Source organism: Corallococcus sicarius (assembly GCF_003611735.1).
GTDB lineage: Bacteria > Myxococcota > Myxococcia > Myxococcales > Myxococcaceae > Corallococcus > Corallococcus sicarius.
Map to the genome: position 1 here is coordinate 1 of NZ_RAWG01000287.1, position 12,637 is coordinate 12,637.

Consider the following 12,637-nt stretch of genomic DNA (forward strand, 5'->3'; position numbering starts at 1 on the left):
CTCCCCGACGCCTCCACGCCCGACACCTCCGTGCCGGACGCTGGCGCCGCCCCCGCCGCCTCCGCCTCGCCGTGGCAGCAGGCCCGCGTGGGCGACCGCGTGGAGTACGCCTTCTCCGCCAACCGGGGCCGCCCGGGCGGACAGCGCTCCGCCGCCCCCGAGCGCGACACCGCCATGGCCGGCCACGTCGTCCTGGAGGTCGTCGCCGTCCAGGCCCCCTGGGCGTGGCTCACCGTCACCTTCACCGACGACACGGGCAAGCCGCTCGCCCACCCCCGCCTCTCCCAGAGCCGCGTGCTGCCCATGCGCCTGGAGGCGACCCAGCCGTGGAAGGCCGAACACCGCGGCCAGCGCTCCACCGAACAGACCACCGCCGCCGGCCGCACCTGGGACGCGCAGCGCTACCTGCACGACAGCCGCCCCAGCGACGGCCCCCTGCAGAACCGCCTCTATGCGTCGCAGCCCGGACCGCTGTACCTCACCCACGGCCTGCTCGACGCCAGCACCACCCTCTCCGGCTTCGGCGCCAGCGGCAGCCAGCAGCTCACGCTCGTGTCCTTCCGCCAGGGCACCGACGCCGCGGGCACCGTCCCCGTCCTCGAAAAGCCCTGGGGCCCGGGCACCTGGTACGACGTGCGGCAGACGATCTCCGGCACGCCCTCCGTGCGCCGCGTCTGTCTGGGCGCCGAACGCGGCTTCCTCCTGCGCAAGGAGCTGACCGCCCCCTCCGGCGACGCCCCGTGCACGGACTTCCAGGAAGCGGACGCCACGCCGCTGGAAGAGGCCCTGCTCATGGCCGTCAGCGAAGCCGTCAGCGTGCCGCAGCAGTGGCCGCCCGTCCCCGCCGGCACCGCGCCGCCGCGCCGCGAGACCTTCACCGTGGGCTCGCACTCCGTCCCCGCCGTCGTCTTCGAGACGCCCCTGGGCGAGGGCGCCGAGCGCCGCGTGCAGGTCGCCACCTACGCCGCCGAGCCGTGGGGCGCCGCGCTCAGCGGACTCGCGGAGGAGGCCCGCTTCTCCACGCTGTCAGACACCATCTTCCGCGCCCCCGCCCGGGGCAAGCGCGTGGCCGAGGACGGCGCCGTGCTCACCGGCTGGGGCTCGTGGGTGAAGGACGGCGGGAAGTAGCGCGTCGTCCGGAGCCTCGGGGCGGCGCCTCAGTCACACGAGCGGCGCTCCGGCTTGTCCTTGCGGCACTGGTCGACGGGCGGGAGCGCCTCGCGCGCCTCGTCCGCGACCTCCACGCCCTGGCGCGCGCACTCCTTCGCCGCCAGCGTGCCCCGGATGTCGAACAGGCCCAGCACCTCCGTGCACCGCTTCTGCATCGACTCCACCCCGGCCACGAACAGCGGCTGCATCACCTCCGGCGTGAAGGAGTAGCCGCTCGCCGTCGCCAGCCCCGTCTCCGGCTTGAACATCCAGGCGCTGCGCCAGCTGGACGCCACCTGGTCGAAGCGCGCCGAGCCCATCCACACCGCCTGACCCGCCTCCGGCGCCACCATCCCCGGCGCCTGGAAGCCCGGGCCCCGGCGGCGGCAGAAGTCCTCGCCCGCACCGCGGAGCATGCAGACGTTGTACTCGCCCAGCCGGCGCGTCACCGCGAGCAGCTCCGCCTGCTGCACCTCGCCCACGCGCGGCTGCGCCACGAACAAATCAATGGTGCGCATCAGCACGTTCATCGCGTTCTTCGGATCCATGGCCGGCGATGGGTTCACCCCGCCCGTCGAAATCACCAGCACCCGCTCCGCCCCGCGCTGCACCGCCTGGAGCAACGGCAGCCCCGAGCGCACGCCGCCGTCGTAGTACGTCCCGTTCCGCTTCCCGCTGGCGGACGGCAGCGAGTTCACCGGCTCCGACAGCACCGGCTCAACGATGGACGCCACGATGGCCTGCGTCATCCCCCGCTTGCGCTCCCCGTCCGTCACGCCCGCCTTGAAGTCCGCCGGGTCCTGGTCGCTCACGCCGAACACGTCACCCGTCTGGAAGTCCACCGACACCGACACCAGCTCCGTGCCGTTGTGGAACATCCCCGGCTGGATGACCTGATCCAGCTTCGTGTACACACCGTCGAACTGGACCAGCCCCCGCGTGTCGTCCGCCAGGTTCCACAGCCAGGTGGAGTTCACGCAGTACAGGTCCGACTCCACCGTGCACGTGTAGTTGCCCATCAGCAGCTGGCGCGCCCGCGCCTCCTGCCCCGGCGTGTGGAACAGGTCCACCAGCGTGCTGATGAGCGCGCCCGTGCTCGTCCCCGCCGCCAGGTCGATGCGCGCGTCGCCGCACCCCTCCGGCGCGGGCTTGCCCCGGCACTGCTCCAGGATGCCCAACAGCCGCCAGATGGCCCCCGCGCTGAACGCGCCGTTCGCCCCGCCGCCGCTCAGCACCACCGCGTTGGTGGGCCGCCGCAGGTCCCGGCGCCACGTGCGCGCCCGCACGTAGCCCGCCGCGGACGCCGCGCCCTGCTGGATGCCCTGCGCGAGCTGCTCGCGCGTCAGCGGCACCTCCAGCGACTGCTGCAGCGCCGCCAGCGACGGCCCCAGGCTCATCGCGTTGGAGAGGAAGCGCTCCGCGTCCACCTCCACCTCGGACGGCGTCGCCACGGAGAGCGACTGCGTGGGCACCGGCACGCTCCACGCCGGCACCTTCACCGCCCGGTCGATGAATCCCGTGCGCGCGTCGTTCTCATAGCAGGCCGCCGTGTCCACCCCCGCGCGCTGGCGCAGGCAGGTCGCCATCTCCAGCACCGCGTCCGGCGCCGCGCCCAGCGCCTCCATCCACCCGCCCACCCGTTCGGAGTCCACGTACGCGTCCATCAGCTGCGCGCGCGTCAGCCCCGCCACCCGCTCCACCGCCGGCACGCGGGGCGGCGCGTCCTTGGGATTCCCCGAGTCGTCCGGCGCGTTGAGCGTGTCCAGCAGCACGTCCGTGCGGAGGAAGGAGCAGCCACTCGTCGTACAGAGGAAGACCACCAGCAGGGACCTGACGCGACGGCGCATGCGACGCCTCCTTGGAGCGGGCCTGGCTCCTGCTTAGCCGAAGCACCCTCGGGGTCGCCACGGCCCGGAGGGTCGGGCATCCGCAATCCCCCAAAAAGCCGTGCATCGCGACGCGGCGCGGTGTGGTTAGCATGCGCTCCCTCCGGGAGGGTCGAGCACCCATGATTGAGTATGATCCGCATCGCTGGTGGAGCTACTTCCACTACCTGCGCGGTTCGATGGTGAAGGAGATCGTCGGCCGAGTGTTGATGTGCGTCGTGTGGGCCGCGGGCGTGGTGGCCTTCTCGGGCCACGTGGCCCACGTCGGCGTTCCCCCTACGGTGCACACGCTCGCGGGCATCAGCTTGAGCCTGCTGCTCGTCTTCCGCACCAACGCCTCCTATGACCGCTTCTGGGAGGGCCGCAAGCTGTGGGGCGGCATCGTCAACGAGACGCGCAACCTGATGCGCGCGTCAGAGCCCTTCCTGGGCCGCACGCCCCTGTTCGCCCCGCTGGTGCGGTGGACGGCGGCGTTCCCCTTCGCCGCGTCCGCATGGCTGCGCGGTCAGCGGCAGCTGGGCCCCCGGGCCGGGGACCTGCCTCCGGACGAACTCCAGACGACGCTCAAGGCCCAGCACGTCCCGCTGATGGTGGCGCGGCGGATGTCGGCCGTGCTCGACGAGGGCCGGCGCGCGGGGCTGTATCCGGAGTACGTCCAGATGCAGCTCGACCAGAACGTGCATCAGCTCATCGACTACCTGGGGGGTTGTGAGCGCATCCACCGCACGCCCATGCCGTTCGCATACATGGTGCACCTGCGCCGCGCGCTCATCCTCTACTGCTTCACCCTGCCCTTCGCGCTGGTGGACACCTTCGGCTGGGTGACAGTCCCCGCGACCTTCGTCGTGGCGTATGTCTTCTTTGGGATTGAAGAGATTGGCGTCGAGATTGAAGACCCCTTCGGCACGGACGACAACGACCTGCCGCTCGACACCATCTGCGAGAACATCCAGAACAACCTGCTGGCCTTCCTGCCGCCTCCCGGCGTGAAGGACCCTGCCCCCCTGACGCCACCGCTGGAGGCGGGCACGGTGTAGCTGACGGCCTCACGCCCCGGGCCCACGCATGCGCGAGCCTGGGGCGGGAGCGTCACGGACTACTCGGCGACGGAGACCTTCACCTCGATGTTGCCGCGCGTGGCGTTGGAGTACGGGCACACCTGGTGGGCCGCCTCCATCAGCTTCTGCGCCTCTTCGCGGGGCACGCCGGGCAGGATGCCCTGGAGCTCCACCGCGAGGCCGAAGCCGCCCTCGGGCGTCTTGCCGATGGTGACCGTGGCCTTCACGCCCGCCTTCTCGTCCAGCTTCTTGCCGGCCTTGCCGGCGACGAGGCGCAGCGCGCTCTCGAAGCAGGAGGAGAAGCCCGCGGCGAAGAGCTGCTCGGGGTTGGTGGCCGTCGTCTTGCCGGAGCCGCCCAGCTGCTTGGGCATCGCCAGCTCCAGGTTGTCCAGCGGGCTCTCGTTGAGCGTCAGCCGGCCGTTGCGACCGCCGTGCGTGGTGGCGGTGGTGGAGTAGAGCTTCTCGGCGAGGGTGACCTGGGCCATGGGGTGCTCCTTCAAGGGACTGCGTTGGGGTTTCAGAGACAGGACTACTTGGAGACGTTGTCGAACAAGCGGAGGACGTCCCGGCGCAACCGGGACAGCTCCTCCAGGGAAAGGCCCGTACGGCAGGCGATGGCCTCCGGAATGGACGCGGCCTTGCGGCGCAGCGCGCGGCCCTGGGGCGTGAGCGACACGAGCACCGACCGCGCGTCCTCCGTGGAGCGCTCCCGGCGCACGAACGCCAGCGTCTCCAGCCGCTTGAGCAGGGGCGTGAGCGTGCCCGAGTCCAGGTACAGCTTCTCCCCCAGCGCCTTCACCGTCACGCCGTCCGCCTCCCACAGCACCAGCATCACCAGGTACTGCGGGTAGGTCAGCCCCAGCTTCGACAGCAGCGGGGTGTAGGCCTGCACCATCGCCCGCGAGGCCGCGTAGAGCGGAAAGCAGAGCTGGAGGTCCAGGCGGAGGAAGTCTTCCGGCGACATGGGAGATAGATAGCGCCCAATTTAATTGCGCGCAACTGAATCGGGATGGGAAGGCGGGCCCGGTGCCGGTGTGTTCCCCGGCGGGCAGGGGCCGTGGTACAGCCGCCACCCCCGGAGTGCCCGGGAACTGTCGAGGACGAGGGATGCTCAGGACGGTCACTGCCACGCGCTACGTGACGCCCTTGCGCGAGGGGGGCTCGCTGCCCGCCATCGTGGAGGCGAACGACGCGGGGCTCTATGTCGTGAAGTTCCGGGGTGCCGGCCAGGGCGCCAAGGCGCTCATCGCCGAGCTGCTGGCCGGAGAGCTGGCGCGCGTGCTGGGGCTGCGCGTGCCGGAGCTGGTGTTCGTGGAGCTGGACACGTCACTGGGCCGCAACGAGCCGGACAGTGAGATTCGCGAGCTGCTCAAATCGAGCGCCGGGCTGAACCTGGCGTTGGACTACCTGCCGCGCTCGGTGACGTTCGACCCGCTGGCGGTGCCAGTGCCGGAGGCGCAGGTGGCGTCCGCCATCGTGGCGTTCGACGCGTACGTCACGAACGTGGACCGCACGCCGAAGAACCCCAACCTCCTGGTGTGGCACCGCAACCTCTGGCTCATCGACCACGGGGCGGCGCTGTACTTCCACCATTCGTGGGACGACTGGCAGGAGCGCAGCCAGGGCCGCTTCGCGCCCATCAAGGACCACGTGCTGCTGCCGTGGGCGCACGGGCTGGCGGAGGCCGGGGACCTGCTGCGGCAGCGGGTGACGCCAGAGGTGGTGGAGCGCATCGTCGGCGCGATCCCGGAGGCGTGGCTGGGGCAGGAGCCCGCGTTCGCGTCCACGGCGGAGCACCGCGCGGCGTACGCGACGTGGCTGTTGCGCAGGCTGGAAGCGGCGCCGGCGTTCATCGAGGAGGCGACGCGTGCCCACGCCCAGCTCGTTTGATTACGCCATCATCCGGCTGGTGCCCCGCGTGGAGCGCGAGGAGTTCATCAACGTGGGCGTGGTGCTGTTCTGCGTGCAGCACCGCTTCCTGGGAGCGCGCGTGGCTTTGGACGAGGCGCGGCTCAAGGCGCTGTCACCGGACGCGGACGTGGAGCTGTTGAGTGGGCACCTGGAGAGCTTCCGCCGCGTGTGCGTGGGCGGGAAGGATGCGGGGCCCATCGGGCGGCTGCCGCAGAAGGAGCGCTGGCACTGGCTGGTGGCGCCGCGCAGCACCATGCTGCAGACGGGCCCCGTGCACGCGGGCCTGTGCGACGACCCGGACCGCGCGCTGGAGCACCTGTTGGACACGATGGTGCGCGTGAAGCCCGCGGGCTGACGCTGCAACGGTTTTCTCGTGTCACCGATTCAGCGGCTCTGACGGGTTTCGGCCTGTCAGAGGCTCTCGCTACAACGGGAGCGCCCTCCCCGGTGTCGGGAGGGTCCATGCGAAAGGTGCACACGTTGCGTTCCATCCAGACGCTTCTTCGTTCCGTCGTAGTGCTGAGCACGTTGAGCGGCGCCACTGCGTCCGCGGCGGACCTCGTCCCTGAAGCACGCAAGGGCGCGCAGGGCCCGCGAGTGGAGGCCGCCTTCCGTCACCTCCAGGCCCACGGCTACTTCCCCAACGCGGAGCTGGCACGGAAGTACCCGGGCTTCCGCCCTGCCGTGGCGCGCGAGCCCGCCCGGCCCGACCTCTTCGATGACGCGATGGAGGCCGCGCTCAAGCGCTTCCAGGAAGCACAGGGGCTTCCCGTCACCGGTACGCTGGACGCGGCGACGCGCGGACTGATGCAGCGCTCGCGCTGCGACTCGCCGGACCTCTACGGCTTCAACGCGCGCACGGCGGGCCCGGCGTCGTTCGTGGCCGTGAGCAGCTGGCCGCAGACCAACCTCTCCTTCGCCTTCCTCAACGGGACGCCCGACCTGAGCGCCAACGATTCGCGCAACGCGGTCATTGGCGCGCTCCAGCGCTGGCAGGCCGCCGCGCCCGTGGCCTTCACCGAGGTGGGCAACGGTCCCGTGGACCTCTACGTGTCGTGGCAGTACGGCGACCACGGCGACGGCAACCCGTTCGCCGCCTCCACGCTCGCCCACGCCTACTACCCCAGCTGCTCCGGCGCCTATAACTGCGCGGCGCTGGCCGGCGACGTGCACTTCAACGACGCGTTCGGCTGGACCGTGAACGGGACGAACTACGACCTGCGCAGCACCGCGCTGCATGAGCTGGGGCACTCGCTGGGCCTGGGGCACTCGCCCGACGCGGGCGCCGTCATGTACGCGTACTACAACGGGAAGATCGACCTGCAGCCGGATGACCTCAATGGCATCCGTTCGATCTACGGCGTCTTCCGTGACACGCGCACGTTCGACGCGGGCTTCTACCTGGCCCTCAACGGCGACCTGAGCGCGGCGTTCGGCACCAACGTGGGCGCCGCCTCGCGGCACTGGATTGACGGGGGCCGCACCGAGGGCCGCCCCGCGTCCCCCGCGTTCCAGGTGAGGGACTACCTGGCCCGCTACGGCGACCTCCAGGCCGCGTTCGGGACGAACTATCCGGCCGCGCTCGCGCACTGGACCCAGAACGGCATCAACGAGGGGCGCCAGGGCTCGCCCGCGTTCAGCGCGTCCTACTACCTGAGCCTCCACGCGGACCTGCGCAGCGCCTTCGGCAACAACTACCGCGCGGCCATGGAGCACTGGGTGAACACCGGGCTCAACGACGGGCGCCGGGGCTCGGCGGAGTTCGACCCCCGGTACTACCTCCAGTCCAACCCGGACGTGGCCGCGGCGTATGGCGCCACCAACTACCGCGGCGGCCTCAGCCACTGGCTCGCGGCGGGCCGGGCCGAAGGACGGCGCGGCGCTCCGTAGCGCTGGAAAACGGCAGGCAGGCGGACGGGCGCTTCGTCCGCTTGTCGGCACATGGCGCCAGCTTCGGGAGGAATCCCGGCGCTGTCGCTGCGAAGGGGCCTGGACGTTCGTAGCTTTGCCTCCCACCTTTCACCGCAAGAACCGGGAGGTGGCCCCAGGCCCATGGACGCGTCCTCATTGCGCATCGTCTCGTACAACGTCCGCTACTTCGGCCACATGCTGAAGGGGCTGGCGAGCACCGTGGGACCCAAGCGACGGGTGGCGGCGGCCCTGGCCACGCTGGACCCGCTGCCGGACGTCGTGTGCCTCCAGGAGGTGGAGACCTCCTCGCTGCGCAGCAACATCGTCCACCGGCCCACGCGCCCCGGAGAGACGCAGTTGGAGGCCTTCATGACGCGCGTGGAGGAGACGTTCGCGCTCCAGGGGCGCGACATGCCCTACGAGGCGTTCTACTTCCGCGCGCACCACTACAAGCTGGGTGACCTGTCGCTCTACACCACCGGGCTCGCGATGCTCATCAACACGCGCACGCTCCAGGTGGACACGCACAACGTGGCCGCGCCCGAACACATCACGCACCACCACGTGCAGGGCCTGAGGGAGCGCAAGCAGAGCCGCATCTGCGCGCACATGCGCGTCTTCCGCCGGGACGACGGGCGCGCCTTCCACGTCTTCAACACGCACCTGAGCCTGCCCACGCCGTTCTCCCGCGAGTTCTGGGCCACGCGCGACAAGATGGGCTGCGGCGTCAACCAGCTCCACGAAGCGCGCAAGCTCACCGAGTTCATCCAGTTGCACGCGAACACGGAGCCGTTCGTGGTGTGCGGGGACTTCAACTCGCCGCCGTCGTCGCCGGTGTACCGCTACCTCACGGGCGATGCGCACCTGACGTGCGCGCAGGCCGCCGTGGGGCAGATCGACCCGGCCCTGTCGCGCGCCTTCCCCACCGCGGGCTTCATGCGGATGCGCATGCACCTGGACCACCTGTTCTCCGGCGGCGGCGTGAGCTGGCTGGACGCGGACGAGACACGCCCCTTCGGCGACATCACCGGCCGCTTCCACGGGCTGTCCGACCACGTGCCCCTCATCGCGCGCTTCCGGCTGGAGCCCTCGGCATCGGGGCTCGCGGGCTGACGCGACTTCAGGGCGCGTCGTGCTCCAGCGCCTCCCACGCCTCCAGGAGTTCACGCGTGCGCCGCTCCGCGAGCGCGTGGAACTCCGGTGCGAGGTGCGCCACCTTGTCCGGGTGGTATTGCGCGATGAGCGCGCGGAACGCCTTGCGCGCCTCGTCCTTCGGCGTGCCCCGCTCGATGCCCAGCACGGCCCACGGGTCCTTCGCCTCGGGCTCGGAGGATGGCACCGCGCGGCGCCCACGCGGCGGCGTGTCGTCCGAGCGCGGCGGTGCATCTCCTCTCGCGCTGGAGCTTCCGTAACGCGGCGGTGCGTCCCCTTGCGCACTGGCGGGCCCGTAGCGCGGCGGCGTACGGGGCGCGGGTTCGGCGCGGCGGGTGCCGGGGCGCTTCGCCGGGTCCGGCGCGGGGATGCGCGAGGTCAGCCGGCTCAGGGCCTCCTGGAGGAACCACAGGTCCTCCGCGGGGGTGCCGTGCTTGCGCACCACCGCGCGGGGCTTGCCGCCCTCCAGGAGCAGATAGCCCGTGGCCGCCGCGTAGGCGCGCTTCCGGTCGTCCGGGTAGAGCCGGTCCCCCAGGTCCCCCAGCGGGTCGCGCCACATGCCCTCGGTGGTGCCTTCGTCCGCCACCAGCACCTGGGACAGCACGTCGCCGTAGACGTCCTCCAGCGCGGAGAAGGGCTCGCGCGCCTGCGGAGGGCGCGTCATCGCGGCGCCGTGGCGCAGGCCCGTCACCAGCAACAGCCCTTGCGACGCGTCCACGAACGCGAAGAGCTTCTCGCGCACCTGCTTGTCGGAGAAGTAGAGAACGGCCTGCACGCCCACCCATCCTGTGGAAGCCCCCGGCGTTTCTCAACCGCCCCCTGCCGGCTTCCGTTGCCTTCCCGGACCTCCATCCCGGGTGTGCCCGGACCCTGAATTCCCGACAACCCGGAGCGATGCGGCTCGACCCCGGGACGGGCTTGCGGAAGAGTCACCCTCTCTTATGCGCTGCTGCCACCGCCACGCCCCCGCCGCCGCCGGGTCCTCCGACCCGCATCCGTTCAGCCTCCCCGGCGCCACCGAGCACTACGCCGCGCCCCGCCCCGTGCGCGCCGAGCACGTGCGCATCGAGCTGGACCTGGACTTCCCCCAGCGCGCCATCACCGGCACCTGCACCACCCGCGTGTCCGCCGTGCGCACCGTGTCCACCGTCACCTTCGACGCGGTGGACCTGGACGTCACCGCCGCCCGCGCCGACGGCGCCCCCGTCCCCTTCTCCAACTCCGGCGCCCACGTGCGCGTGGAACTGCCCCGCCCGCTCGAAGCAGGCCAGGCGTGCGACATCGCGCTCACCTACCGCGCCAGCCCCCGCCGCGGCCTCTACTTCTGGGGCCCCGACGCGGGCTACCCCGACCGCCCGCTCCAGGCCTGGACGCAGGGGCAGGACATCGACGCGCGCTGCTGGTTCCCCTGCCTGGACACCCCCGCGCAGAAGGCCACGTCGGAGGTCATCGCCACCTTCCCCGCGGCCATGACGTCGCTGTCCAACGGCGTGCTCGTCAGCGACGTCACCGAGGCAGGACGCCGCACCCAGCACCACCGCATGGCGCAGCCGCACGCGCCCTACCTCGTCACGCTGGTGGTGGGCGAATTCGACGAGGCCACCGACACCGCCGGCACCACCCCGCTGCGCTACCTCTTCCCCAAGGGCCGCCGCGAGGACGCGCTCCGGTGCGTGGGGCGCACGCCGCAGATGGTCGCCGCCTACGAGGCCATCACCGGTGAGCCCTACCCGTGGAGCGGCTACGCGCAGGTGTTCGTCACCGAGTTCATCCTCGGCGGCATGGAGCACACCACCGCCACCACGCTGGTGGACACGGTGCTGCACGACGCTCGCGCGCACCTGGACTACAACGCCGAGCCGCTCATCTCCCACGAGCTGGCGCACCAGTGGTTCGGCGACCTGCTCACCTGCCGCGACTGGCCCCACGGCTGGCTCAACGAGGGCTTCGCCACCTACTTCGAGGTGCTGTGGAAGGAGCGCGGCGATGACCGCGACGAGGCCGACCACCACCGCACGCTCGACCTGGACGCCTACCTGTCCGAGACGCGCGACCGCTACGCGCGCCCCATCGTCGCGCGGAAGTTCCAGGCCCCCATGGACCTGTTCGACCGCCACCTTTATGAGAAGGGCGCCCTCGTCCTCCACGAGCTGCGCCGCCGCGTGGGCGACGACCTCTTCCTGCGCGCCCTGCGCCACTACGTCGCCCGCCACCGCCACGGCGTGGTGGAGACGGTGGACCTGGCGCGCGCCTTTGAAGAGGCCACCGGCCACAACCTGGACCCCGTCTTCGACCAGTACGTCTTCGCCCCGGGCCATCCGGAGCTGAAGGTGGAGGTCCGCTACGAGGCCGACGACGCCCGCCTGCGCATCGCCGTGCGCCAGGCGCAGCGCACCGACGCGGGCATCCCCGTCTTCCGCCTCCCGCTGGACGTGGTCGTCACCGTGAACGGCCAGGACACGCTCCACCGGTTGGAGCTCACCGAAGCGGAGCACCGCTTCCACCTGCCCTGCCCCGCCGCGCCCTCGCAGGTGCGCGTGGATCCGCGCCGCGACGTGCTGGGCGCGCTGGACGTGGACAAGGCCGTGGGCCTGTGGCGCGAGGAGCTGGCCGCCGCCCCCGAGGCCCGCGCGCGCACGGAGGCCGCGCTCGCGCTGGGCAAGGACGGCGGCCCGCGTTCGGTGGAGGCCCTGGGCCGCGCGCTGGGGGACACCGGCCACTTCTGGGCCACGCGCGCCGCGTGCGCGAAGTCCCTGGGCCGCATCCGCACCCCGGAGGCCCGCGCGCAGCTCCTGGCCGCGCTGGACACCGCGCACCCCCGCGTGCGCCGCGCCGTGGTGGCCGCGCTGGGCGAATTCCGCCACGACGCGCAGGTGGCCGGATACCTGCGCGCGCTCGTGGAGCGGGGAGACGCCAGCTACTTCGTGGAGGCCGAGTCCGCGCGCAGCCTGGGCCGCGTGCGCGCCCCGGACCTGCTGCCCCTGCTGGAGGCCGCCGCCGCGCGTCCCTCGTTCCAGGACGTCATTGGCGCGGCGGCGATGGACGGGCTCGCGGAGACGCAGGAAGCGGCCGCGTTCCCGGTGGCCGTGGCCCGCACCGCGTACGGCCAGCCGGCCTTCCTGCGCCGCGCCGCCGTGAGCGCCGTGGCGAAGCTGGCCGAAGCGGCGAACCGCAAGCGCGAGGCGGTGGACCTCTTCGCCCAGCTGCTGCGAGACCCGCAGTTCCGCGTGCAGCTGGCCGTGTGTGACGCGGCCCCCACCCTGGGCGACCGGCGACTGCTGCCCGCGCTGGAGGGCACCACCTTCAGCGACCCGCGCACCCGCCGCTACGCCCGCGAGGCCGTGCGCTCCCTGCGCGAGGGCGCCCCCCAGGCCCGCGAGGTCGCCTCGCTGCGCGAGGAACTGGACGCGCTCAAGCAGGAGACGCGCACCCTGCGCGAGAAGCTGGAGACGCTCGCGCTCCGCCCGGAAGACCCCGTCCGCAAGCGCGCGGCGAAGCAGGCGAAGAAGGGCCGCACGCCCCCGCCCAAGCGCCGACGGTAGGCCCCCGTCACCGCGGGAGTCCCCTCCC

The 12,637-nt window shown here is 71.9% G+C and carries 11 protein-coding genes; 7 read left to right on the forward strand and 4 right to left on the reverse strand.

The genetic code is table 11. The features are described from left to right. Window positions 1-1,128: DUF6068 family protein (locus D7X12_RS43110; protein WP_120629064.1), on the forward strand; the 1,128-nt coding region annotated here is incomplete at its 5' end. A 29-nt stretch (window positions 1,129-1,157) separates the two neighbouring features. On the opposite strand, the gene D7X12_RS32220 is transcribed toward D7X12_RS43110, so the two are convergent. Beyond that, window positions 1,158-2,996, reverse strand: a complete 1,839-nt coding sequence (locus tag D7X12_RS32220; RefSeq protein ID WP_120629065.1) for a patatin-like phospholipase family protein — start codon at window positions 2,994-2,996, stop codon at window positions 1,158-1,160. A gap of 161 nt (window positions 2,997-3,157) precedes the next feature. Between D7X12_RS32220 and D7X12_RS32225 the strand changes: the two genes are divergently transcribed. Then, entirely contained in the window at window positions 3,158-4,072 is a 915-nt protein-coding gene (locus D7X12_RS32225; RefSeq protein ID WP_120629066.1) for a bestrophin family protein, read from the forward strand. Window positions 4,073-4,131: 59 nt separating this feature from the next. On the opposite strand, the gene D7X12_RS32230 is transcribed toward D7X12_RS32225, so the two are convergent. Both D7X12_RS32230 and D7X12_RS32235 read right to left on the reverse strand, forming a co-directional pair. Further along, complete coding sequence (locus D7X12_RS32230) at window positions 4,132-4,578, reverse strand: organic hydroperoxide resistance protein (RefSeq protein WP_120629067.1); 447 nt, start codon at window positions 4,576-4,578, stop codon at window positions 4,132-4,134. Between the two features lie 44 nt (window positions 4,579-4,622). Continuing rightward, complete coding sequence (locus tag D7X12_RS32235) at window positions 4,623-5,057, reverse strand: MarR family winged helix-turn-helix transcriptional regulator (protein WP_120629068.1); 435 nt, start codon at window positions 5,055-5,057, stop codon at window positions 4,623-4,625. A gap of 143 nt (window positions 5,058-5,200) precedes the next feature. On the opposite strand from D7X12_RS32235, the gene D7X12_RS32240 reads away from it, so the two are divergent. From D7X12_RS32240 to D7X12_RS32255, 4 genes are all read left to right on the forward strand, one after another. Continuing rightward, the gene (locus D7X12_RS32240) at window positions 5,201-5,983 is read left to right on the forward strand and encodes a HipA family kinase (RefSeq protein WP_120629069.1); all 783 of its coding nucleotides are present in this window, start codon (window positions 5,201-5,203) and stop codon (window positions 5,981-5,983) included. Continuing rightward, the gene (locus D7X12_RS32245) at window positions 5,961-6,359 is read left to right on the forward strand and encodes a DUF3037 domain-containing protein (RefSeq protein WP_120629070.1); all 399 of its coding nucleotides are present in this window, start codon (window positions 5,961-5,963) and stop codon (window positions 6,357-6,359) included. The genes D7X12_RS32240 and D7X12_RS32245 overlap by 23 nt, the downstream gene beginning before the upstream one ends. Before the next feature lie 107 nt (window positions 6,360-6,466). Continuing rightward, the gene (locus D7X12_RS32250; RefSeq protein ID WP_120629071.1) at window positions 6,467-7,894 is read left to right on the forward strand and encodes a matrixin family metalloprotease; all 1,428 of its coding nucleotides are present in this window, start codon (window positions 6,467-6,469) and stop codon (window positions 7,892-7,894) included. 162 nt (window positions 7,895-8,056) lie between these two features. Further along, a complete protein-coding gene (locus D7X12_RS32255) occupies window positions 8,057-9,028 on the forward strand; it encodes an endonuclease/exonuclease/phosphatase family protein (RefSeq protein WP_120629072.1) in 972 nt (323 codons plus the stop codon). Window positions 9,029-9,035: 7 nt separating this feature from the next. Here the strand turns inward: D7X12_RS32255 and D7X12_RS32260 are convergent, their stop codons facing one another. Further along, window positions 9,036-9,842, reverse strand: a complete 807-nt coding sequence (locus D7X12_RS32260) for a J domain-containing protein (RefSeq protein WP_120629074.1) — start codon at window positions 9,840-9,842, stop codon at window positions 9,036-9,038. 166 nt (window positions 9,843-10,008) lie between these two features. Between D7X12_RS32260 and D7X12_RS32265 the strand changes: the two genes are divergently transcribed. Beyond that, window positions 10,009-12,609 carry a M1 family aminopeptidase gene (locus tag D7X12_RS32265; RefSeq protein WP_120629073.1) on the forward strand — a complete coding sequence of 867 codons (2,601 nt, stop codon included), beginning with the start codon at window positions 10,009-10,011 and terminating at the stop codon, window positions 12,607-12,609. Window positions 12,610-12,637 lie beyond the last annotated feature (28 nt).

Bases quoted from the DNA above. Each gene is read 5' to 3' on its own strand.
- D7X12_RS32220 (WP_120629065.1), bottom strand. From the start codon at position 2,996: ATGCGCCGTCGCGTCAGGTCCCTGCTGGTGGTCTTCCTCTGTACGACG.
- D7X12_RS32225 (WP_120629066.1), top strand. From the start codon at position 3,158: ATGATTGAGTATGATCCGCATCGCTGGTGGAGCTACTTCCACTACCTG.
- D7X12_RS32230 (WP_120629067.1), bottom strand. From the start codon at position 4,578: ATGGCCCAGGTCACCCTCGCCGAGAAGCTCTACTCCACCACCGCCACC.
- D7X12_RS32235 (WP_120629068.1), bottom strand. From the start codon at position 5,057: ATGTCGCCGGAAGACTTCCTCCGCCTGGACCTCCAGCTCTGCTTTCCG.
- D7X12_RS32240 (WP_120629069.1), top strand. From the start codon at position 5,201: ATGCTCAGGACGGTCACTGCCACGCGCTACGTGACGCCCTTGCGCGAG.
- D7X12_RS32250 (WP_120629071.1), top strand. From the start codon at position 6,467: ATGCGAAAGGTGCACACGTTGCGTTCCATCCAGACGCTTCTTCGTTCC.
- D7X12_RS32255 (WP_120629072.1), top strand. From the start codon at position 8,057: ATGGACGCGTCCTCATTGCGCATCGTCTCGTACAACGTCCGCTACTTC.
- D7X12_RS32265 (WP_120629073.1), top strand. From the start codon at position 10,009: ATGCGCTGCTGCCACCGCCACGCCCCCGCCGCCGCCGGGTCCTCCGAC.